The sequence below is a fragment of the Vibrio salinus genome (assembly GCF_021272385.1).
In the GTDB taxonomy this organism is placed as follows: Bacteria; Pseudomonadota; Gammaproteobacteria; order Enterobacterales; family Vibrionaceae; genus Vibrio; species Vibrio salinus.
Genome location: NZ_JAJSDZ010000007.1, coordinates 333,676 through 353,202 on the forward strand (window position 1 = coordinate 333,676; position 19,527 = coordinate 353,202).

The following is a 19,527-nucleotide window of genomic DNA, read 5'->3' on the forward strand; positions in this document are numbered from 1 at the left end:
TTATTGGTAGCGGGTTTTTGACTGGGTGCCATCCGGTAAGGACTTAAAACGTTTGTGCAGCCACATCCATTGTTCCGGTGCCCGGAGTATCACCTCTTCAACGTATTTATTCATATAGGCTGCAGCAGCCGTTTTGTCCTTTTTCGGATAATTATCTTCTATTGAGATATCCGCAATTAATTCGTATTTTCCATCCTGATTGCGGAACCCGGAAACCGGCATAATTGCACATTTACTGGCATAAGCAAGAATACTGGTCCCGGTAGTGGTACAGGCGTCCTGAACGGCAAAGAACGGCACAAAAACAGACTGATTATGGCCATAATCCTGATCCGGTAAATAAAACAGGCGCTCCCCCTGTCTCAGTACCCGGATCATCTTCTTTAGATCCCGTCGATAAACCAGCTTATTGCCATCACGGGTTCGTCCCCGGTACTGAATAAATTCATAGGCGGCGTTGGTATGTGGGCGGTAAACGCCATAACCTGGCATGCCGAGAGCCGCAAAGCCACGGGCGCATATTTCCAGGTTAAAAGCGTGTACAGCACAGAGCAGTGCGCCTTTTTTATTTTTTTCATGCTCAAGCAATGGCCGCGTGTCTTTATTGATGAGCAAACGGCGAAAACGCCATGTGGGCCAGAACCAGGCAATACCCGATTCAATTAATGCTGCACCGGTATTTTTGAAGTTTTCGGTCAGTATGGTTTCTATTTCGTCTGCGGGTTTATCAGGGAAAGCCAGTTCAAGGTTCCGCCTTGCGATGTGTAACCTCTTTTTCCCAAATTTAAGGGCTAGTTTGCCTAAACTCTGTCCTAATTTTAACGACATAGAGTAAGGGAGCATATTCACGATCAGCAGGAGCAGACCGAATCCAAACCACACCCCCCAATATCTGGGATGTAAAAGAGACACTGAAAACTCAGGTTTTCCGACGTTATAATCACTCATAGAATTACTTTATTTGTGCACTTAAAAGAGACCAGTACTCTTCAAAGTTTGCTGTTGGTTGATATTTAAAATCTGAGCGGACAAAACGGTTCAGGCTTCCTTCTACCTGACCTAACAGCTGCGAAGCCAGAATGCCTTCTTCGACAGGAAAGGATTTTCCTTCCCGGATTTTACGCTCACGCAGAATTTGCCGTAAAGAGGTTTCAATGCGTTCAAACAACTGATTAATCCGCTCCCGAAGGCGTTCGTTTTCGAACATTAAAGCATGACCGGATAAAATTCGTGTCAGCCCCGGGTTACGTTCCGAAAAAGTAAGAATAAGCTGCATCACCATTTTTAAGCGGTGCAATGTATCTTTTTCTTCATCAAAGATATAGTTGATGCGGGACATCAGCGTTTCTTCAATAAATTCGATCAGCCCTTCAAACATGCGGGCTTTACTCGGGAAATGACGGTACAAAGCGGCCTCAGACACACCCACCCGGTTGGCCAGTTTCGCCGTTGTGATCCGGGATGCGCCATCGTGAGATTCGAGCATTTCAGCGAGTGCCTGAAGAATTTCTTCTCTGCGGTTACTTTTTTTTGTCCCACTCATTCTTTCGTCCTTCTTAACTCAGATGTTAATACTTAGCCTGATTATCTACTTTATTTTTATTGTATTTTTTCACTAATGAATGACATTAATTCCATTGCTAGCTGGTTTTTTGATGTGAGAGGAAAGACATGCTCTCCATTTTTCCAGTAAACGGTTAATGCATTTGAGTCACTGTTAAATCCTTGTCCGGAAACGGAAACATCGTTGGCGCAGATCAGATCGAGATTCTTCTGTTCCAGTTTGTTTCTGGCGTAGTGTTCAAGGTTTTGTGTCTCAGCGGCAAAACCTACAGTATAAGGTCTTCCCTCGGTTAATGATGCCACAGAGGCGACGATATCCGGATTTTTTATCATCCTGATTGTCATGGCATCCTTATCCTTTGTTTTCTTGATTTTCTGTTCGGAGATGCATTCCGGACGATAGTCGGCAACGGCAGCACAACTGATGAAAATTGTATGCTCAGGGGCGAGTTTCATCACTTCTTCATGCATGTTTGTGGCACTGGTAACATCAATGCGACAAACCCCGTCAGGTGTTCTCTGGTTTACCGGCCCGCTGATTAATGTCACTGATGCGCCGGACCTTGCGGCGGCTTCTGCTAACTGAAAGCCCATTTTCCCGGAACTGTGATTAGAGATATACCGCACTGGATCGATGGCTTCCTGCGTCGGACCTGCGGTAATTAAAATGGATTGACCGCTTAGCAAGCGGGGCTGAAAAAATTCTTCACAGTGATGAACCAGTTCCATCGGCTCCAGCATACGTCCCGGGCCAACATCACCACAAGCCTGTTCCCCGGCCCCGGGCCCCCAGATAATGAATTCTCGGCGGATAAGTGTGGCCAGATTTTCCTGGGTGGCAATATTTTTGTACATTTGCTGGTTCATTGCCGGAGCAACAGCAACGGGTGCTTCTGTGGCCAGAACCAGAGTAGAAAGCAAATCATTACCCAGACCGCCGGCAACCCGGGCAATCAAATCCGCTGTTGCCGGTGCGAGCAGAACCAGATCGGCCCATTTGGCCAGCTCAATGTGATTCATCGATCGTTCGGCTTCCGGATCCAGCAGGCTTGACGCAACCTGATGGCCCGATACGGCCTGCATTGTTAAAGGTGTGATAAATTCTTTGGCGGCTTCGGTCATGACGACGCGAATTTCGGTGCCCCGTTCAATTAGCCGCCGGGTGAGCTCTGCACATTTGTAGGCCGCGATTCCACCACTGATGCCAAGAAGAATTTTTTTTCCGGACAAAGTCTGCATTTTCTTATCCTTAAATACTGAACTCTGAAAACCTGCCTATGTTATCACAAGTTTTCAGTGATACATCAATCCGGTGATAACAGCGAAGTAAGTACTTAGTCGCAAAATGGTTGCAAGAACAGGTCTTACCGGGAGGTTTTTGAGTGGACGAACTGCTCTTATCGTTTATTTGTTTTGTGTTTGGGCCGCTGATGGCTCTTGATCCTCTGTGGATAAGGAGGGGGACGATGCTGACGAAAAAACAAATGCCAAGGGAAAAATTACTGAGCAGAGGGCCTCAGTTTTTATCGGATGAAGAATTACTGGCAATTTTTCTGCGAACCGGAACAAGAGAAATGAATGTGCTGCATCTTGCGCACCACTTACTGGGAGAATTTGGTTCTCTGCGTAAATTATTTGCGGCAACACAGGAGGAGTTTTGTCGGTTTAAGGGGTTAGGAGAAGCGAAGTACGTTCAGTTGCAGGCCATTCTGGAAATGACACAACGTTACCTCATGGAGACACTGGAGAGGGGCGATGCGTTAACCAGTCCGGCTCAGACCCGGCTTTATCTTTCCAGCTTACTGAGAGATCGGGCCAGAGAAGCGTTTTATGTTCTCTATTTAGATAATCAGAACCGGGTGATTCAGGGAGAAACGTTGTTCGAAGGTACGATTGACGCTGCCTCTGTTTATCCGAGAGAAATCGTGAAGCAGGCGCTTCATCATAATGCTGCGGCTCTGATTCTGGCTCATAATCACCCGTCCGGTGTTGCTGAGCCGAGTCAGGCTGACCGGCGGATTACCATAAGAATAAAAGAAGCACTGGCGCTGATTGATATCCGGGTTCTCGATCACTTCGTCATCGGAGATGGTGAAATCGTATCGTTTTGTGAAAGAGGGTGGATGGAATAGTGTGTCAGTTATCAGTTATCAGTTATCAGTTATCAGTTATCAGTTATCAGTTATCAGTTATCAGTTATCAGTGAAAAGTGATTATGGAGTATTTTGAAAAATTGAAGGTGTGGCAGGCCGGGATGCAAGTCGCTATCAAAGTTAATCAAGAATTTGAATCCTTTAAATGTAATTTTGGTTTTAAAGATCAGATAACAAGAGCCGCTATTTCCATTCCATCGAATATCGCTGAAGGTGAACAAAGAGGAAGCATTAAAGATTCGGTTCGTTTTTTATACATTGCGAAGGGTTCGGCTTCTGAACTCCTTACTCAAATTATATTGGCGAGGGAGCTCGGGTATCTGACAGGCTCAGATAGTCTTGCTTTAGAAATTAAGGTAAGAGAAATTATAAAAATGTTGTCCGGACTGATTAGAAGTAGATGTTAGTTTACAGTTTTTCAGTGTTCAGTTTACAGAGAGAAGCCTGCCAACTGAGACACTGAAACACTGAAACACTGAAACTAACACTTGTTCCTTCGACTATTTCTGCTATTATTCGCCCACTAAATTTTTAACCTAAATCAGCTCGGCGATAAAAAGATCACAAGATCTTGCAAAAAGGATCTGTTCGGGTCTTGAGCAATGCTCGTCAAGTTAGTATAATGCGCGACCTTTGATAGCCTTGTATGGATTTTCCATAATGGTTTTAACCTCAACTTTTATTTTTAAGTAAAGAGGTTCGGCCACCAAGGTTGATATCGAGCTGAAACGATTTGGAGAAGACATTCATGTCCCGAGTATGCCAAGTAACTGGTAAGCGTCCGGTAACGGGTAATAACCGTTCACACGCAAAAAATGCTACTAAGCGTCGTTTTCTGCCGAACCTACAAACTCATCGTTTCTGGGTAGAGAGCGAAAAACGTTTTGTTAAACTACGTCTGACTGCTAAAGGCATGCGTATCATCGACAAGAAAGGTATCGATGCTGTTATTGCTGATATCCGTGCACGCGGCGAAAACGTTTAAGAGGAATTAAGCAATGGCTAAAGGCAATCGTGAGAAAATCCGTCTGGTATCTTCTGCTGATACTGGTCACTTCTACACAACTGACAAGAACAAACGTAACATGCCAGGTAAATTCGAGATCAAAAAATATGATCCTGTAGCTCGCCGTCATGTTATTTACAAAGAAGCTAAAATCAAGTAATTGATTTTCTTTGTTGCCAGTAAGAAAAACCCAGCTTAGGCTGGGTTTTTTATTGTCTGTTGTTTGCTAATTAGGCTGTATCAATAAGATAATATAGATTATACCGGATTCAGACAGAGGAATGGTGATGCGATACAGTGGTCGTAAGTGGAATAATATTCTTATTTTTTCCGTTATCGCCTTTATTATAATTTTAAATCTGCCGACGTTGATTAAAACGTATTTAATCCCTCCGGATCAGCAGTTTCATATTTCGAACACGCTCTTTAATGCAAATGATACCGTGACGGCGGTTTACAGTGCTGACTGGGCGTTGGAAAAAAAACAAGGGTTCTGGACGCTGACTCCGACTTTAGCTATTTCAGCGACAACGTTGTATGAGCACTGGCATGGTCTGGAAGGCACGCCGGTGAATGAGGAAACTTACCAGTCTTTGTCGAAAAAATTGCCACCGGCACAGACTCTGGAAATCTGGTACAAAGAGCAGGAAGAACCTCAGCGGGTGACATTTTATCAGATGCCGACGTTCTGGCTGTTTAAAAACTGGCAAAACCGGTGGATTGCAGTCTCTGTCGACAAAAATTATCTTTTTCCCCAACAAGTCAAATAAAAGTAGAGAAATATGCCTGAATTACCAGAAGTTGAAGTGAGCCGGATGGGCATCAGCCCTTTTCTTGTTGGTGAAAAGATCAAATCTATTTCCGTTCGTACGCCTAAGCTGCGTTGGGATATTCCCTATGAACTACACAAGCTTGAAGGACAGGTTATTCGTAGTATTAAACGACGGGCAAAGTATCTGTTATTGGAAACGGATGTCGGAACGGCGATTATTCATCTGGGGATGTCCGGCTCTCTGAGAGTGATAGATGCGCCGGTGGCCCCTCAGAAGCACGATCATGTTGATTTGTTTATGTGCAATGGAAAAGTTCTGCGTTATAACGATCCGAGGCGTTTCGGTGCCTGGCTGTGGTCAGAGAAAGGGACGACGGCATCTGTACTGCTTAATCTGGGACCTGAACCGCTTAGTAATGATTTTACCGCAGGCTATATGCAGGAAAAAGCACATGGGAAGAAAATCCGGATTAAGCCATTTATCATGGATAACAAATACGTGGTTGGGGTAGGTAATATTTACGCTAATGAATCCCTGTTCTCTGCTCACATTAATCCAAACCGGCCCGCTGGTCGTCTTTCCGGGGATGAATGGAATGTATTGGTGGCAGAGATTAAATCCGTTCTTGCTCATTCAATTAAACAGGGTGGTACCACCCTTAAAGATTTTGCTCAGGCTGATGGTAAACCCGGGTATTTTGCGCAGGAACTGAAAATTTACGGGAAAGCCGGTGAACCCTGCCCTGAATGCGGTGCCCAGATCCAGGAGCAAAAAATTGGCCAGAGGAATACGTTTTTTTGCCGGATTTGTCAGAAGTAATATTATAAACATCGGAAGTCATTTTATACTTTTTTCTTTTTGACCAGAGCATCCGCAATAATGGCCGGGACAAACGAACTGACGTCTCCACCATGAATGGCAACTTCTCTGACGATGGTTGAGGATAAAAAGGCAAATTCACCTGCCGGAGTCAGAAAAACGCTTTCCAGATGAGGCATTAACTTCCGGTACATCGCGGTTAAGCCAAACTCGTATTCAAAATCCATGGTTGTCCGCAGACCCCGGATGAGGATGTTCGCTTCCACTTCCTTGGCAAAGTCGACCAGCAGACCGGAAAACCCCCGGACGGAAACATTTGGTAAGTGTTGAGTGACTTCTCCGGCAAAGAAAACCCGTTCTGCCAGAGTAAACATCGTATTTTTACTGGGACTGGCCGCAACCGCAATAATAACTTCATCAAACATAGCCGCTGCCCGTTCGACAATATCGATGTGTCCGTTGGTCATGGGGTCAAAGGTGCCGGGGTAAATGACCCGGGAATAGGGTTTCTGGTTCACGAAATGGTCTCTTTAAATACAGAAAATCTCTCATAATAATAACAAAAAGGGTCAAATTTACCTATTGATGCGGGTATGATATTCCCTTTGAGGGATCTCGGTAATCAATTGAGAGTTTTGAAATGAAAAAGTTACTTGTCATCCGGAACGATAAAATCGGTGATTTCATGCTGGCCTGGCCAAGTTTTGCGATGCTGAAAGCGTCCATTCCGGATTGTCATATCACGGCATTGGTTCCTGCATATACGGTGGCGCTTGCCGGATTGTGTCCCTGGATTGACGATGTGATTGAGGATCCGACAAAGAAATCCTCCAAAGCTGCTCAGTTGGCGGTGATTAAGCAAATAAAGCAGTGCCGTTTCGATGCCTCGATCAATTTATTCTCGACCACTTATAACGCAATGTTGGTGTGGAAAGCGAAAATTCCGTATCGTCTGGCACCGGCAACGAAAGTGGCTCAGCTGTTTTATAACCGTCGGATCAGGCAGAAACGTTCTCAATCGAAAAAACCGGAATTTGAATATAATTTGGATCTGATTCGTGCGTTTTTGCATGACAACCACATCCCGGTGGTTGAACCTGACGCTCCTTATTTGTCTTTCAGTCAGAATGATCTGGATAAGCAAAAAAGTAAGCTGGCTTCTCAGCTAAGCCTTTGTCCGGATAAACCCTGGGTATATCTTCATGCCGGGAGTGGTGGTTCAGCAAATAACCTTTCGTTGCAGCAATATTGCCGGTTGATCGATGGTATGGAAGGGGATTTTGATGTGGTGCTGACGGCAGGTCCGGGGGAAGAAGAGAAAGCCTACCAGTTGCAGTCCATGATTAATCGCCGGGGTGAAAAAGCCGTTGTGTATGATAAAAATGACGGTTTAACGGATTTTGCCCGCTCTATTGCCTGTGCCAGTGTGTTTATCGCCGGGTCTACCGGCCCCCTTCATATTGCGGCGGCAATGGATGTGCCGACTATTGGTTTCTTTCCGGCGAAACGTTCGGCGACACCGCTGCGCTGGCGGCCATTAAATTCCAAAGGCCGCCATTTGGCTTTTTGTCCTCCTAAAGAGGGCAGTAAGCAGCAGCAGGAGAACATGGCTAATATCCGTATCAGCGACATTCTTACCGACGTTAACTCCTGGGTGACGACGTATTTGTTCTGACCCATAAGTCTGCGTATTTTACAAATGTGGAATGCGCAGATAAAAATGATAGCAAAAATCCCTGTTTTCCATCCAGAAAGCCAGCTTTGATAATATACATTTTTAAAAAGCATCCGATGGCGTGCATCAGTCCCTGACTGATATTGCTTTTCTTTCCCCGTTTTTCTCTTTGTTCTGCCCAGGCTTTTGCATATCCGGCGGATTTTACCAGATAGTGGTGAATATCATCGTATGTGTAATGAATGGCGTCCCCTCTTAAATCTGCTACCTGCATTTCTGAGGTGACTTCCACTTTCTCATGAACCAGAGCATCATTGTATTGGGTCAGTTTTGTCGGATATAGGCGCAGAACCCGATCCGGATACCAGCCACAATGGCGAATAAAACGGCCGAACACCCAGCTTAAACGAGAAATTTGATAAACCGTGTCGGTTTTATTTTCCTTTAGTGCCTTCTGGATGCTTTCTTTAAGTTCCGGAGTGATCCGTTCGTCAGCGTCCAGCCAGAGAACATAATCGGATTCGACATAAGACTGTGCCAAACGGCGCTGTGGACCAAACCCCGGCCATTCGCAGTTTGTGTAAAATTTTTCCGTGAACTGTTTAGCAATCTCTTCGGTGTTATCGGTACTGCCGGAGTCAAGAATAACAATTTCATCGGCCCAGTCATGTACTGTGTCTAAACAGGGTTTGAGATGTTTGGCTTCGTTCCGCACAATAAGTGCTACGGCTAGCGTTGGCTGGTTCACTGCTCTGATTCTCCATGTTTAGAAGAGGTAATGGTAAAGTCGGTGACAATTTTATCAAACATAGCAATAACCTGCTGGCTTTGAATCCGGTTCATTGCCGATTTGTCTTTAACCCGGCTTCGCCAGTTTAGTTCGGATAATGTTTTTCCGGTTTCTTCTTTAATGGCTTCTTCGTATGCGGAAACCACATAGTCTAGATAGCAGTAAGGACCGGTCCGCATGGGGTTATGATGAGCGTACAGACCAATAACGGGTGTATTCATTGCATTGGCCATATGAGCAGGTCCGGTATCCGGAGCAATCACCAGGTCGCATTTATCCATCAGGGCTAACATTTGCTTCAGGGAACTTGAGCCGACCAGATTGGTGACCGGTGTGATGAGCTTAGTATCGATTTCGTTTGCCAGCTCGGTTTCTACTTTCGCCGGAGAGCCGGCGAGGATGACATTCCAGCCTTGTTTTTGGGCATGCTGTATAACGTCAGTATAGCCATTGGCATGCCAGTTTTTGTAAGCTTTACTGGCGCCGGGAACTACCACAAGATTTGGCTGATGTGCTGACAGTTGAGATTGTGCCCATAATGCTTCCTTCTGAGAGTAAGTGAGCGACCACTTTGGTTTTATATCTTGAATGCCAATGTATTTTGCAAAAGCGAGCATGCCATCAAGGACATGAAACCCATCGGGAGACGGCACTTTTTTATTGGTAAACCAGGTCTGGCAATCCTGACTGCGCAAAGCATCAAAGCCAATTTTATACCGGGCCTTAATTCCCAGAGTGGCAATGCTGGCACGGAAGGCGTACTGCATGTGTAATAACGCATCAAAATGATGGTTTTTCAGAGTTGCCCAAAGTTGTTTATACCCTTTCCAGCCCGATTTTTTATCAAACATAATTACTTCGATGCCAGGAAGATCGTGGATAATCTGGGCTTCCAGTTTGCCAGTGACCCAGGTAATTTTGGTTTTCGGCCATTGTGCCTGAATCGCCTGCACAACCGCTACGGCATTGCAAACATCGCCAATGGCAGAAAGGCGTAAAATACAAATGGATTCAGGAGCCGACTCAAATAGTGCCATATGATTTCCGACCAAAAAGAAAGTGACAAGAATTATGCAGATAGCGCGAGAAAATGTAAAATGGTGATTGGTTAACAGTGTTCCAGTTGGCAGTGTTTTAGTTTTCGGTTTGTCAGTTAGTCGTTAAACTGAAAACTGAGGACTGAAAACTGAAAAACTTTCATGAAACTATTTGAAAATAAAAAACTAAAAGTCTGGTTTGACGAGGCGTTGCTGAATGCTTCACCTGAAAATTGCTTTGATCCGGAATACTGGCAGGAGCAGGGAAAAATTGTCGGTAATGCTAAAGGGCGGGGAACGACCTGGTTCATTCAACTGAACGACATTCAGGGCGCATTACGTCATTACCGTCGTGGTGGATTATTTGGTAGGCTGGTCAGTGATCACTATTTCTTTTCTGGCTGGGAGCAAACCCGGAGCTATCAGGAGTTCCAAATTCTGAACCACTTAAAGCAGTCTGGAGTCAATGTTCCACGTCCGGTTGCTGCCAGAGCAATTAAAAAACACGTTTGTTATCAGGCGGATTTACTTACTGAGAGAGTGCCGGATGCGCGTGACCTTGTGTCTGTTTTACAGGAAAAACCGTTAAGTGATGCGATGTATCAGAAGATCGGTAAAGAAATTCGCAAAATGCACGATGCTCAGGTAAATCATACTGATCTTAATATCCATAATATTTTGATTGATAATCAGGAAAAGGTGTGGATTATTGATTTTGATAAGTGCTTTTGTATGAGAAAAAATAATACCTTATGGAAAGATAATAACTTGAAGCGATTGCATCGCTCTTTTGCTAAAGAATTAGTTAAAAGCAATATACATTTTAATCGATTGGCATGGGAAAAATTAGTGTTAGCTTATAAAGATAAATGAGTCTGGATATGAAATTATTTATTATAAACTTAGATAGAGCAGTTGAGCGACGAAATCGGGTGAAAGAACAACTATCAGGTTTGAATGTTGATTATGAGTTTTTTTCTGCTGTTGATGGATTTAAGGGGTTGCCTGAAGAGTTAAAGAGTAAACCAGATGATAAATATAGAATAAAATTCAGAGGACGTCCCTTAACTCCCGGAGAAAAAGGGGTCTATGCAAGTCACTATCTACTATGGAAAAAATGCATCGAATTAAATGAACCTATTGCTATTTTTGAAGATGATTTTTTGCCTACAGCTTTTTTTGAGCAGGTAATGTTGAAATTGCCTGAGTTGCATCGAAATTTCGATTATCTAAGATTGGAGCCTCAGGATACCAACCATAGAAACAAAATGATTATGAATACTCCAGATGGTTTTCAGGTCGTAATGTGGATGGATAACGCAGGAGGAGCCAGAGGATATAGTCTGACACCAAAAGCAGCTGAGAAATTTGTCAATAAAAGCGAACACTGGCTTTGTGCTGTTGATAATTTTATTGGTGAGTCATTCAGACATAAAATACCCTCATTAGGGCTTCTTCCATATGCGGTGTTCGATCCGGCAGATTTAGAAAGTCAAATTCAGAACCAAGTGTCCAGAACCAGAGTGCCGTTACACTATAAAGTGTTTAGAGAAGCTTCTCGGTTGTATCGTGATACTAAGTTAATGTATTGGAATAAGATAAAGTTTAAGTCATATTTATAATAAAATTAGTATCTTAAGCTGTGGGGCTATTTTTATTATTAAATAAAAGTGGAGAATAGCTTCTGTATAACTTTTCCCTTCCATTCTTTGAATCGGCGACTGATGAGTTTTTTATTTAATGGATGCCTTGCTATTTCATTGAATGCTTTCCAGTCGTCCAGATCGTATTCAAGTGCCAGATTGCCTCGTTTGTAAAAACGTTCAGTGATATCGATCCCTAAATTTTCTGGCTTATCTACTAATAAGTTGTTAGCAATAAATTGTGGCCAGAAAACCGCCCCCAGCCCGGCATCATCTTCAGTTTTGCTGTTGATGTGTAGCGATTGTTGAGTAAGTAAACCAAACCAGTGTAAGAATAAAAACTGTTCGGTGGCTGGATATCGTGCTTTATAAGCTTTGGGAAGCGAGAATGTCAATTCGGGAATCAATTCTTCAGGCCAGATTTTTAGAAGATCTTCTGTTAATCCAAAATCAAAAATATCACTTTTATGGAAGTGAATTGTCCTGCCATAGTGAGAGCAGATAAAGAATGTACTGGTGGTCAGAACCCGACGGGTTAAATAGGACCAAGATTCTTTTCGGGTTTCATCGGAAAATTGTTCATAGCAATCCACAAACTCTCTTCCAATCAATACCGTATCACTGCGAAGTTTGACAGCATAAGGGGTTTTTACATGTAAAAGGCCCTGATGAGTACTATAAATTTGCCGGTTATTATTAAGCTGTTGTTTATCTTTGCCATTAAATACAAAGTTTGGTCCGGGATCCTCTAGTAATAGTAGAGTATCACAGTCAATATTATCGGTATTCTGCCCTTTCCATGTTGAGACAATGATCGTCGATTCCGGAAATAAATTTCTGATATTTTTGATTGAGGTTTGTGTGATATTTTCTCTCTTCGAACGGTCATCTTTACGCTGAATCGGTCCCTGGATGACAAAAGTGATATCAGAATCAGCTACCTTCATCATAGTAATGTCTTCTTAAGAAAATCGGTATATTCATCAGGTACACCACAAAATATGACTTCGCTTGGGTCGATTTTGTGGTAGTGGATCGATTTTCCCTCGGCAATCAGCGTATTGTACATTGGTGCAATGTACAACTCGCCTTTTTCCCACTCTTGCTTCGGACGGTTAAGCGCATTTTGAAAGGCGTCCAGAAAATCTTGTACAGAACTGAAATGATATAAGCCGGTGCTACACAGATTAGAGATAGGCCTTTTTTCAGCCGTCTCTGCAACCTGTGTATCATTATCTGAAATTGGCTTTGCAAAAGACCAGTTATCTCCGGAACCTTCAAAAACTTCCAGGTATCCATCACCTTTGAAAGCTTCGTCAGGAAATGTAAAACCGGGTCTGAAGGTATCAATGTTGAAGACCGTAATTGACCCCTGAATGTTGACATCTTGATCAAATAATTCAGTCAAACCTAAAAAAACGGTGTCGGCTTGCCCTCGAGTGTCTGAATTTAGTTCAACAATATAAAACGTGCGAATACCCAACTTTTGGGCTTTTTCCTGAACAAATTTTTTTGTGTCAAAGACATTACGGGTAATAAACAGAAATGGTATTGAATCAAAGTAACGAGAGAAACTCTGTACCGAATGTTCAAATAAGGTCTTACCATGTGCTTCTAACATATATTTAGGCTTTTCGTAGCCGGCTTTAAAAAATCGGGAACTTAATCCTGCCATTGGGATAACGATCATTGAATTTCCTTTATTAGCAACTGATGTAATCGAAAGGCATTTGCAAAAAGAGCATCCTGACGAATCAGATCATCTGAATGTAACGGAAGCATAGATAAAAATAATTGAATTTTCATTGCATAAAGATGAGATGCGTTAAGATTAAATTGTTGTCCGATTAACTTCAAAAATGTTGTCTGGATATCAAATTGTGACTTACCGGCATGGATAGCTAAGTCAATCTGTTTATCCTGAATATGGACACTATAATACCCAGCGATAATAAAGTCATATAGACCAAGTATGGAATGACTGAGTTTCGCTACATCATAGAGAATATCGCCGTACAGGCTGATTTGACCTTCTGGTGTTAATCCTCTGGGGTCAATGGTTTTTATTCGTCGGGAGCGTGAGTCATATAAAATATTACTGAAGCAAAAATCACCATGCAGAACACATAATGTCGAGCTTGGTTGTGGCAAATATCTGGCGCTGTCATGAAGCAGTTGTGTTATGGAGACCTGATGTTCATCATTGAAATTCCAGAGTTGGTCGACGTCAATATTTCTCTGAATGCAAAATTCCTGGATGCGTTGTTGGGTTTTTTCACCAAAAAGAGAAGAAAAATGATTTGCCGGGACATTATCTGGTGCTTTGTATTCCGAACATGATGTCAGAAATTCAATACAACTTTCTAATATTGGTTGCCATGCATGAGTTGGAAGTTCGGCAAAGACAAAAAGTTCATTAAGCGCAGTCTGATGAAGATACTCTAACTGATAACTGATGTCGTTGCCTTTTAATGCTTGACCCAAAAATTGGGGAGTAAACATTCGCAAAGGCGTAGGAAGGTGATCAAACCAAAAGGCTTCGGCTTTTATTTTTTCATTATTCGTACTGGATTTTTCAATATAATTGGTGTTGATCATCATAGAATTAAACGCACGTTGCGTTGTGAATTCAGCTTTGGAGCGGTAGTAAGTATTCACATGTCCAAAATCTAACCAGCCATCTGATTTGATGGGAGTTAACCCGATTTCAGTCCGATAACGGTTTAGTCCTGAAATAAAATCCCATTGACTTTGGGTGATACATTTTAAAAGAGCTCGTGGGTGAGAGAATTTAAAGTAACCATCAATAATATTGGCGTATTCATTGGTTCCCTGAGTGGTTACTGGTTTTAACCACTCAGATGTATCCTGAGTCACCATCGCCCAGTCATAGCTGTCTCTTATTTGTGAGATACTAATAAGATCATTACCTTCAGGTAAAGATTTAAATAAAGTATCGCCATAAAGAATATGGAGTGGCTTAGTGAGGGCCGCACCGGTCATGTTAATGGATGCAATAACAGAAGCTCCCAGACTGAGTTTATCCGGTGTTTTGATGATGGTAACGCTATGTGCATTTAGCCACTGCATGTCTTTTTGTGCGATTTGATATGACTCAGGTAAGGAGAGATAAATGTCACTACCTGTTGGTGCTAATGCTACTTGATGCTGGAATAACCGACGATTACCAAGAGGTAAAAAACTCGGAGGTATGTGACCAAATTCAGATTGCAGCTCTTGGTCCACATAAGCTGCAGACATAATTAAAAACATGTTTTTTCTTTCTCAAATAGAGTATTAATTTCGTCAAGGCTCATAGATGCAAATTCTGAGGGGCGTACAGAGCGGTCATCAATATAAAATCCTTCATGTCCACACCAGGGTTTGCCCACTAAGATTTCATCGTAAGGAACATCGTGTTTTTTTAACCACTCAGTAATGATCGGTAGCGTGTTTATATTGATTTTACCCACGTTTCCTTCGTAAGTTCGCATGTTTCGGGCTGTGAAAATAACAATTTCAAACCCTTCTTCTTTATAAGTTCTTAATTGCTGAATGACATCAAGTCTCGGTGAAACATTTTTATAGTCAGAAGTATCAGCCTGAGTGATTGTTCCATCAAGATCGACAACCAGTTTCTTCATTTACGTTCTCACTCTTTTCATTGATATTTTGCAGAGTTCTATCTATTGCTCCTGTATTTTCGGCAATAAATTGTCTGGCATTTTTTGACATCGTATGTTGTAGGTTTTTGCTTGTCATTAAATGGATGACAGAGGATGCAATGTCCTGTTCATTTTTCACTATATTGATTGCGGTTCTTTGCACCAGATTATCAACAATATCTTTGAAGTTAAAATAACTTGGTCCAATTAAGATTGGAACATTTAGTGTAGCGGGTTCTAATACATTATGCCCACCCACTTTATTCCCAAGGAAACTTCCTCCCATAAGACAAAGGTCAGAAGCTTGTATTAGTATTAACAGTTCTCCCATACTGTCACCCAGATATACTTGTGTTTCCCTAGATAGTTTGCCCGATGATGCCAGAGAGCGGCGTTTTGTCAAAAATGACTGGCAGCATAATTTGTAAACATCATCGAATCGTTCTGGGTGTCTTGGCACCAGAATAAGGAGTGCATCTGGAATTTGCTTGATAATGGTTTGATGAGCTTTCAGTATTTTCTCATCTTCACCCTGGTGTGTGCTGGCCGCAATCCATACCTGACGACCGTTGCCTAGTTGTTGGCGCAGGTCAGTTCCCTTAGTTAGTATGTCATTTGAGATTTGAAGATCAAATTTGATTGAGCCAGTTACTTTTAACTTTGCTTTTGAAACGCCTAATTGAGCAAAATTGTCTTCATCCTGTTGTGTTTGACATAAAACGCGCGTTAAACATGGTTCAATTACCCTAAACAGAGGCAGAATTTTTTTGTATCGCTGACAGGCGCGATTTGATAGACGTGCATTAATTATAGACACCGGAATGTGATGCTTTGCCAGTGTATGTAATGTATTTGGCCACAACTCGGTTTCCATTATTAGGAGTTGGGAAGGATGAATCGTTTGGATAAATTGGTTTATAGCAAAAGAAAAATCCAGCGGCATATAACGGTGTTCTGCGATTGAACTCAATTTTTCCGCTTGCTCAGCTCCTGTCGGTGTTGTTGTGGTAATAAGGATCGCAGCTTCCGGGTGTTGTTGTTTATAACGTTTTATTAATGGTGTTACTGCCATCATTTCACCAACGGAAACCGCATGAAACCAGATAGGGGATTTCATTGTTTTAAGTGGTGGTGTAAAACCAAAATGTTCTTTCCAGCGTGCTCCTACGGACGGCTTTCCCGTTTTTTTTCGAAATAAACCGAAGAGAAAAACAGGAGCAATAATAATCAGTAAAACGGAATAAAAAAATCGGATAATCAATTAATCATCCTTTTTTTGAATCAAATCTTCAGGCTTTACGTGAATCCATTTTGTGCGGGGTCTATCTATATATTGGAAGTGTTCATTTGTGAATGTGCCTTGTATACAGACATACTTACGGTCTTCATGATGAATATCATTTCGATTTTCAAACAGCTTATCAAGTACACCCGGGCCTGTACTGTAATACACTCCCATCTCTGGTTTAAAGTGATTAATATTATCGATGACCAGTTCTATTGCTTGTTGTAAATCATGATTATTGGGTGAAGAAGCAATGAAATAGTTTGTGTAACGAGTGTTGTTGCTTATTTTTATGAAAATTGCATTATCTTCATTTCCTATTATCCGATTTAATGGCCATACAAAAGTTGCGTCGATATCGGCGTAAACGCCTCCCTCTTTATTTAATACAACCAGACGCCATAAATCTGCCTGAGCAGCCCCATTTTTGAGCCGGGAAAAGGCTTCATAAAGCTCAGGCGTTGTATTGGCTTTCATGTATTCATCTCTGGCTTCTGTACTGACATAATGATAATCGCAGCTTAAAGACATTAAACGGTTGAATAAATAGTTTAGATAGACGGGTAAAGCACACTTATTGGAAAAGTTGGTTTGCCAGATGACTCTGGGAATAGCACTTTGCTTAGATAAGCGCAACTTTGCCGGTGAGTATTCAGGGATGGTAAAGCGATAGTTTGGTAACACCCAGTGAAATGGATATGACAAGGTTTTGCAAATATTACCAAAAAGGCGAATACAGCGGTTGGTAATAAGTTTGGCTATTTTCATCTGTTAATCCTGATTACGATGATTACTCGTTTACATTATACAATGGTAATCTAGCAAAATTTTATCATAAAAATAATTCAGAATGGATGAGATAGGAAGGATTTATGTCTCTGAGGAGAAAAGCAATACCTGATTTTTCAGACAGAGTATTTTTTCTATAAATGAATATCCAAATATAGGTTCAACAACAACGATTGATTTGCTAACCTTTCACAAATTTATTGAACAGATGAAATATACCTGAGAGTAAAACATATTGAATAAGCCGAATATTGTCCACATTTGTCTTTCTTCCGGATGGGGAGGATTGGAAATGTACCCAATACGTACAGCCAAGGAGTTTATCGCTTTAGGTTATAACGTTTACTGTGTGTGTCTCGATGGTGGGCACATTCAAAATCACATGAGAGAGTTGGGTGTTGAATGTTTTTCAACGACAAGCAAAGCGAAACTTTTATCACAGCAGCTTTTTCGGCTTAATAATTGGCTGAAGGAAAGGAATGTTACTGTTGTTCACAGTCATAAGTCAGGGGATATCTTGATTTCAGCGTTATTACATTGCTTGATGCCAAGGAAATCTTTTTTTACTGAACATATGGGAGTTAAAAGGCCGAAAAAAGACGTTTTTCATAAAATGGTTTATCGGCATCTCTCCAAAGTGTTTTCTATTAGTAATGAAACCTATCAAAGAAATATTAAAGCTCTACCTATTGAACTGGACAAAATTACCCCTCTGCTATTAGGCACTTATGTTCCGGAGATTCAACCTGTAGCGAATAACTCTGACATTATAAAAATAAAACAAAGCGTTGGGTTACCGGAGCACAGTTTTGTTGTCGGCACAGTAGGCCGGGTTTGTTATGGGAAGGGACAAATGCATTTATTTGATGCCTTTTGTTTACTTTCTGAGGAATATCCTGATTTGCATTTATTGATTGTTGGTGGGATAAGTGAAGCGGATGGTTCGGACAGCCTGTTTGTTCATGAGTTAAAAGAGAAAATTGATAAGGCCCGCTTAGTTGACCGCGTTCATCTTACAGGATTTCGGAAGGACACTAAGAAAATGTATTCAATTATGGATATCGTGTGTTTACCATATCATGATGAGGCATTCGGATTAACTGCTATCGAATCAATGGCTCAGGCAAAAGCGTTAGTGGTTTCGAATACAGGAGCATTGCCTGAAGTCGTTAATGAAGCAGCAATACTGTGTGATCCACTTAATCCAAAAGATATAGCAAACAAAATCCGGTTATTCATTGAGAATACAAGTATAAAAAGTAACTATAGTCATAAAGCTTATTGCAGAGCGAAAAATAAATTTTCTATAAACAAGCATATTCAAAAGTTAATTGGTTTTTATTCTTGATTGTAAAAATTTAGTAAGTAATTTTTTATCTTTAAAAATAAGCCTTTTGCTTTATATCTGATGCCATGATGTATGAATTTATAAAAGTATCCAATATACCACTTTAATTTATAGTTGATTGGTATTGAGGATTTGAGATTGAAATAGCTTTCGTATAACCATTTCCACCTTAAAAATGAGTAAAACTCATAAGGAAATTTATTTGGCTGTTCAAGTCTGGATGGTACTTCAAGACCAATCATACCATAATCCAAAATTATGATGTTGTTTATCATATAGTTATATGAGTCTGCAATGTCTTGATTGGCACCATACTCATCATTAAGCGAAAATGGCTTTCCGGTATTTTTGGATAAAAATGCAAGCCATAAATCTTGTTCTACATGGGAACATCTCATTGGATATTGCTTATGTTGAAATTTCCCCGATAACCTATCTTGAAAATTGTAGTTACTGAAAAGATCAATGCTCCACAATTTTTTCAGATCAGTGGTCTTGCCAAAGTGAAAAAAGTCTGAAAAAAAATAGGGAATTTTTGTTCCTTTAGTTATCTCTTTGGCAAATAAATTTGAATATATTATTTTTTGGTCAAATAGCGAAAATTGTGAAGTCTTTTTTGTGAATTTATTTAGGTAATGAATGAATTCATTTGAATGCAATATGTTATCACTTCTTAATTTTACGGCATACTCTGTTTGAACTGCATTTAATCCATTAAGTGTAGAACAAATTTGTCTATTGATATTCGCTTTTCTGGCAATATCATCTTTACCATAAGATAAGATTGTTGGGCCTGGATCTTCATTTTCAATAACTAAATCAGCGTTAATATTTGAAATATTTTCCCCTTTCCAGGTTGAAAGGATGATAAAGCTTGAGGGGAACAATTTTCTTACATTATCAATGGACTTTTTTGTAATACTTTCGATTACAGGTCCCTGGATGACAAAGGTAATATCTTTAAAGTCCATTTGATTCAAC

The 19,527-nt window shown here is 41.2% G+C and carries 23 protein-coding genes; 10 read left to right on the forward strand and 13 right to left on the reverse strand.

Annotated features, from left to right (window positions below):
- The 3 genes from lpxL to coaBC are packed head-to-tail and all read right to left on the reverse strand — an operon-like array spanning position 1 to position 2,802.
- Positions 1–948, reverse strand: a complete 948-nt coding sequence (lpxL, locus tag LRQ06_RS07360) for an LpxL/LpxP family Kdo(2)-lipid IV(A) lauroyl/palmitoleoyl acyltransferase (protein WP_232765747.1) — start codon at positions 946–948, stop codon at positions 1–3.
- Between the two features lie 4 nt (positions 949–952).
- Positions 953–1,543 (reverse strand): nucleoid occlusion factor SlmA, encoded by a 591-nt coding sequence (gene slmA, locus LRQ06_RS07365; protein ID WP_232765748.1) that lies wholly within the window; start codon positions 1,541–1,543, stop codon positions 953–955.
- A 56-nt stretch (positions 1,544–1,599) separates the two neighbouring features.
- Positions 1,600–2,802: a bifunctional phosphopantothenoylcysteine decarboxylase/phosphopantothenate--cysteine ligase CoaBC gene (gene coaBC / locus LRQ06_RS07370; protein WP_232765749.1), complete on the reverse strand. Its 1,203-nt coding sequence runs from the start codon at positions 2,800–2,802 to the stop codon at positions 1,600–1,602.
- Positions 2,803–3,029: 227 nt separating this feature from the next.
- Between coaBC and radC the strand changes: the two genes are divergently transcribed.
- From radC to mutM, 6 genes are all read left to right on the forward strand, one after another.
- Complete coding sequence (gene radC / locus LRQ06_RS07375; protein ID WP_232765857.1) at positions 3,030–3,695, forward strand: RadC family protein; 666 nt, start codon at positions 3,030–3,032, stop codon at positions 3,693–3,695.
- An 83-nt stretch (positions 3,696–3,778) separates the two neighbouring features.
- Positions 3,779–4,123, forward strand: a complete 345-nt coding sequence (locus tag LRQ06_RS07380; protein WP_232765750.1) for a four helix bundle protein — start codon at positions 3,779–3,781, stop codon at positions 4,121–4,123.
- A 341-nt stretch (positions 4,124–4,464) separates the two neighbouring features.
- A complete protein-coding gene (gene rpmB, locus LRQ06_RS07385) occupies positions 4,465–4,701 on the forward strand; it encodes a 50S ribosomal protein L28 (protein ID WP_124938588.1) in 237 nt (78 codons plus the stop codon).
- Positions 4,702–4,714: 13 nt separating this feature from the next.
- Positions 4,715–4,882, forward strand: coding sequence for a 50S ribosomal protein L33 (rpmG, locus tag LRQ06_RS07390; protein WP_232765751.1), 168 nt, complete (start codon positions 4,715–4,717; stop codon positions 4,880–4,882).
- A gap of 121 nt (positions 4,883–5,003) precedes the next feature.
- On the forward strand, positions 5,004–5,492 hold the full coding sequence (locus LRQ06_RS07395; protein WP_373054813.1) for a hypothetical protein: 489 nt from the start codon (positions 5,004–5,006) through the stop codon (positions 5,490–5,492).
- A 12-nt stretch (positions 5,493–5,504) separates the two neighbouring features.
- Positions 5,505–6,314, forward strand: coding sequence for a bifunctional DNA-formamidopyrimidine glycosylase/DNA-(apurinic or apyrimidinic site) lyase (gene mutM / locus LRQ06_RS07400; RefSeq protein WP_232765753.1), 810 nt, complete (start codon positions 5,505–5,507; stop codon positions 6,312–6,314).
- 23 nt (positions 6,315–6,337) lie between these two features.
- Here the strand turns inward: mutM and coaD are convergent, their stop codons facing one another.
- Positions 6,338–6,832, reverse strand: coding sequence for a pantetheine-phosphate adenylyltransferase (gene coaD / locus LRQ06_RS07405; RefSeq protein ID WP_232765754.1), 495 nt, complete (start codon positions 6,830–6,832; stop codon positions 6,338–6,340).
- A gap of 122 nt (positions 6,833–6,954) precedes the next feature.
- Between coaD and LRQ06_RS07410 the strand changes: the two genes are divergently transcribed.
- Positions 6,955–7,989 carry a glycosyltransferase family 9 protein gene (locus LRQ06_RS07410; protein ID WP_232765755.1) on the forward strand — a complete coding sequence of 345 codons (1,035 nt, stop codon included), beginning with the start codon at positions 6,955–6,957 and terminating at the stop codon, positions 7,987–7,989.
- Here the strand turns inward: LRQ06_RS07410 and LRQ06_RS07415 are convergent.
- Positions 7,958–8,737, reverse strand: a complete 780-nt coding sequence (locus LRQ06_RS07415; protein ID WP_232765756.1) for a glycosyltransferase family 2 protein — start codon at positions 8,735–8,737, stop codon at positions 7,958–7,960. The two genes, LRQ06_RS07410 and LRQ06_RS07415, sit on opposite strands and share 32 nt — an antisense overlap.
- A complete protein-coding gene (locus tag LRQ06_RS07420) occupies positions 8,734–9,816 on the reverse strand; it encodes a glycosyltransferase family 9 protein (protein WP_232765757.1) in 1,083 nt (360 codons plus the stop codon). The genes LRQ06_RS07415 and LRQ06_RS07420 overlap by 4 nt, the downstream gene beginning before the upstream one ends.
- Before the next feature lie 162 nt (positions 9,817–9,978).
- Between LRQ06_RS07420 and LRQ06_RS07425 the strand changes: the two genes are divergently transcribed.
- Together LRQ06_RS07425 and LRQ06_RS07430 are read left to right on the forward strand one after the other, a co-directional pair.
- Positions 9,979–10,689, forward strand: a complete 711-nt coding sequence (locus LRQ06_RS07425; protein ID WP_232765758.1) for a 3-deoxy-D-manno-octulosonic acid kinase — start codon at positions 9,979–9,981, stop codon at positions 10,687–10,689.
- 8 nt (positions 10,690–10,697) lie between these two features.
- Positions 10,698–11,438, forward strand: coding sequence for a glycosyltransferase family 25 protein (locus LRQ06_RS07430; protein ID WP_232765759.1), 741 nt, complete (start codon positions 10,698–10,700; stop codon positions 11,436–11,438).
- A 38-nt stretch (positions 11,439–11,476) separates the two neighbouring features.
- Here the strand turns inward: LRQ06_RS07430 and LRQ06_RS07435 are convergent, their stop codons facing one another.
- The 6 genes from LRQ06_RS07435 to LRQ06_RS07460 are packed head-to-tail and all read right to left on the reverse strand — an operon-like array spanning position 11,477 to position 17,177.
- Complete coding sequence (locus LRQ06_RS07435) at positions 11,477–12,409, reverse strand: WavE lipopolysaccharide synthesis family protein (RefSeq protein WP_232765760.1); 933 nt, start codon at positions 12,407–12,409, stop codon at positions 11,477–11,479.
- Positions 12,406–13,149, reverse strand: a complete 744-nt coding sequence (locus LRQ06_RS07440) for a glycosyltransferase family 2 protein (RefSeq protein ID WP_232765761.1) — start codon at positions 13,147–13,149, stop codon at positions 12,406–12,408. Before LRQ06_RS07440 ends, LRQ06_RS07435 begins: the two co-directional genes overlap by 4 nt.
- Positions 13,146–14,732, reverse strand: a complete 1,587-nt coding sequence (locus tag LRQ06_RS07445) for an aminoglycoside phosphotransferase family protein (protein WP_232765762.1) — start codon at positions 14,730–14,732, stop codon at positions 13,146–13,148. The genes LRQ06_RS07440 and LRQ06_RS07445 overlap by 4 nt, the downstream gene beginning before the upstream one ends.
- Positions 14,723–15,103, reverse strand: coding sequence for an HAD hydrolase family protein (locus LRQ06_RS07450; protein ID WP_232765763.1), 381 nt, complete (start codon positions 15,101–15,103; stop codon positions 14,723–14,725). The genes LRQ06_RS07445 and LRQ06_RS07450 overlap by 10 nt, the downstream gene beginning before the upstream one ends.
- Entirely contained in the window at positions 15,078–16,385 is a 1,308-nt protein-coding gene (gene waaA, locus LRQ06_RS07455) for a lipid IV(A) 3-deoxy-D-manno-octulosonic acid transferase (RefSeq protein ID WP_232765764.1), read from the reverse strand. Before waaA ends, LRQ06_RS07450 begins: the two co-directional genes overlap by 26 nt.
- A complete protein-coding gene (locus LRQ06_RS07460; RefSeq protein ID WP_232765765.1) occupies positions 16,386–17,177 on the reverse strand; it encodes a glycosyltransferase family 32 protein in 792 nt (263 codons plus the stop codon).
- 256 nt (positions 17,178–17,433) lie between these two features.
- On the opposite strand from LRQ06_RS07460, the gene LRQ06_RS07465 reads away from it, so the two are divergent.
- On the forward strand, positions 17,434–18,546 hold the full coding sequence (locus LRQ06_RS07465) for a glycosyltransferase family 4 protein (RefSeq protein ID WP_373054814.1): 1,113 nt from the start codon (positions 17,434–17,436) through the stop codon (positions 18,544–18,546).
- Here the strand turns inward: LRQ06_RS07465 and LRQ06_RS07470 are convergent.
- Entirely contained in the window at positions 18,537–19,517 is a 981-nt protein-coding gene (locus tag LRQ06_RS07470; RefSeq protein ID WP_232765767.1) for a WavE lipopolysaccharide synthesis family protein, read from the reverse strand. The two genes, LRQ06_RS07465 and LRQ06_RS07470, sit on opposite strands and share 10 nt — an antisense overlap.
- Positions 19,518–19,527 lie beyond the last annotated feature (10 nt).

Coding starts and splice junctions, on each gene's coding strand:
- lpxL (WP_232765747.1), bottom strand. CDS start 948: ATGAGTGATTATAACGTCGGAAAACCTGAGTTTTCAGTGTCTCTTTTA.
- slmA (WP_232765748.1), bottom strand. CDS start 1,543: ATGAGTGGGACAAAAAAAAGTAACCGCAGAGAAGAAATTCTTCAGGCA.
- coaBC (WP_232765749.1), bottom strand. CDS start 2,802: ATGCAGACTTTGTCCGGAAAAAAAATTCTTCTTGGCATCAGTGGTGGA.
- radC (WP_232765857.1), top strand. CDS start 3,030: ATGCTGACGAAAAAACAAATGCCAAGGGAAAAATTACTGAGCAGAGGG.
- LRQ06_RS07380 (WP_232765750.1), top strand. CDS start 3,779: ATGGAGTATTTTGAAAAATTGAAGGTGTGGCAGGCCGGGATGCAAGTC.
- rpmB (WP_124938588.1), top strand. CDS start 4,465: ATGTCCCGAGTATGCCAAGTAACTGGTAAGCGTCCGGTAACGGGTAAT.
- rpmG (WP_232765751.1), top strand. CDS start 4,715: ATGGCTAAAGGCAATCGTGAGAAAATCCGTCTGGTATCTTCTGCTGAT.
- LRQ06_RS07395 (WP_373054813.1), top strand. CDS start 5,004: ATGGTGATGCGATACAGTGGTCGTAAGTGGAATAATATTCTTATTTTT.
- mutM (WP_232765753.1), top strand. CDS start 5,505: ATGCCTGAATTACCAGAAGTTGAAGTGAGCCGGATGGGCATCAGCCCT.
- LRQ06_RS07410 (WP_232765755.1), top strand. CDS start 6,955: ATGAAAAAGTTACTTGTCATCCGGAACGATAAAATCGGTGATTTCATG.
- LRQ06_RS07420 (WP_232765757.1), bottom strand. CDS start 9,816: ATGGCACTATTTGAGTCGGCTCCTGAATCCATTTGTATTTTACGCCTT.
- LRQ06_RS07425 (WP_232765758.1), top strand. CDS start 9,979: ATGAAACTATTTGAAAATAAAAAACTAAAAGTCTGGTTTGACGAGGCG.
- LRQ06_RS07430 (WP_232765759.1), top strand. CDS start 10,698: ATGAAATTATTTATTATAAACTTAGATAGAGCAGTTGAGCGACGAAAT.
- LRQ06_RS07435 (WP_232765760.1), bottom strand. CDS start 12,409: ATGATGAAGGTAGCTGATTCTGATATCACTTTTGTCATCCAGGGACCG.
- LRQ06_RS07440 (WP_232765761.1), bottom strand. CDS start 13,149: ATGATCGTTATCCCAATGGCAGGATTAAGTTCCCGATTTTTTAAAGCC.
- LRQ06_RS07445 (WP_232765762.1), bottom strand. CDS start 14,732: ATGTTTTTAATTATGTCTGCAGCTTATGTGGACCAAGAGCTGCAATCT.
- LRQ06_RS07450 (WP_232765763.1), bottom strand. CDS start 15,103: ATGAAGAAACTGGTTGTCGATCTTGATGGAACAATCACTCAGGCTGAT.
- LRQ06_RS07460 (WP_232765765.1), bottom strand. CDS start 17,177: ATGAAAATAGCCAAACTTATTACCAACCGCTGTATTCGCCTTTTTGGT.
- LRQ06_RS07470 (WP_232765767.1), bottom strand. CDS start 19,517: ATGGACTTTAAAGATATTACCTTTGTCATCCAGGGACCTGTAATCGAA.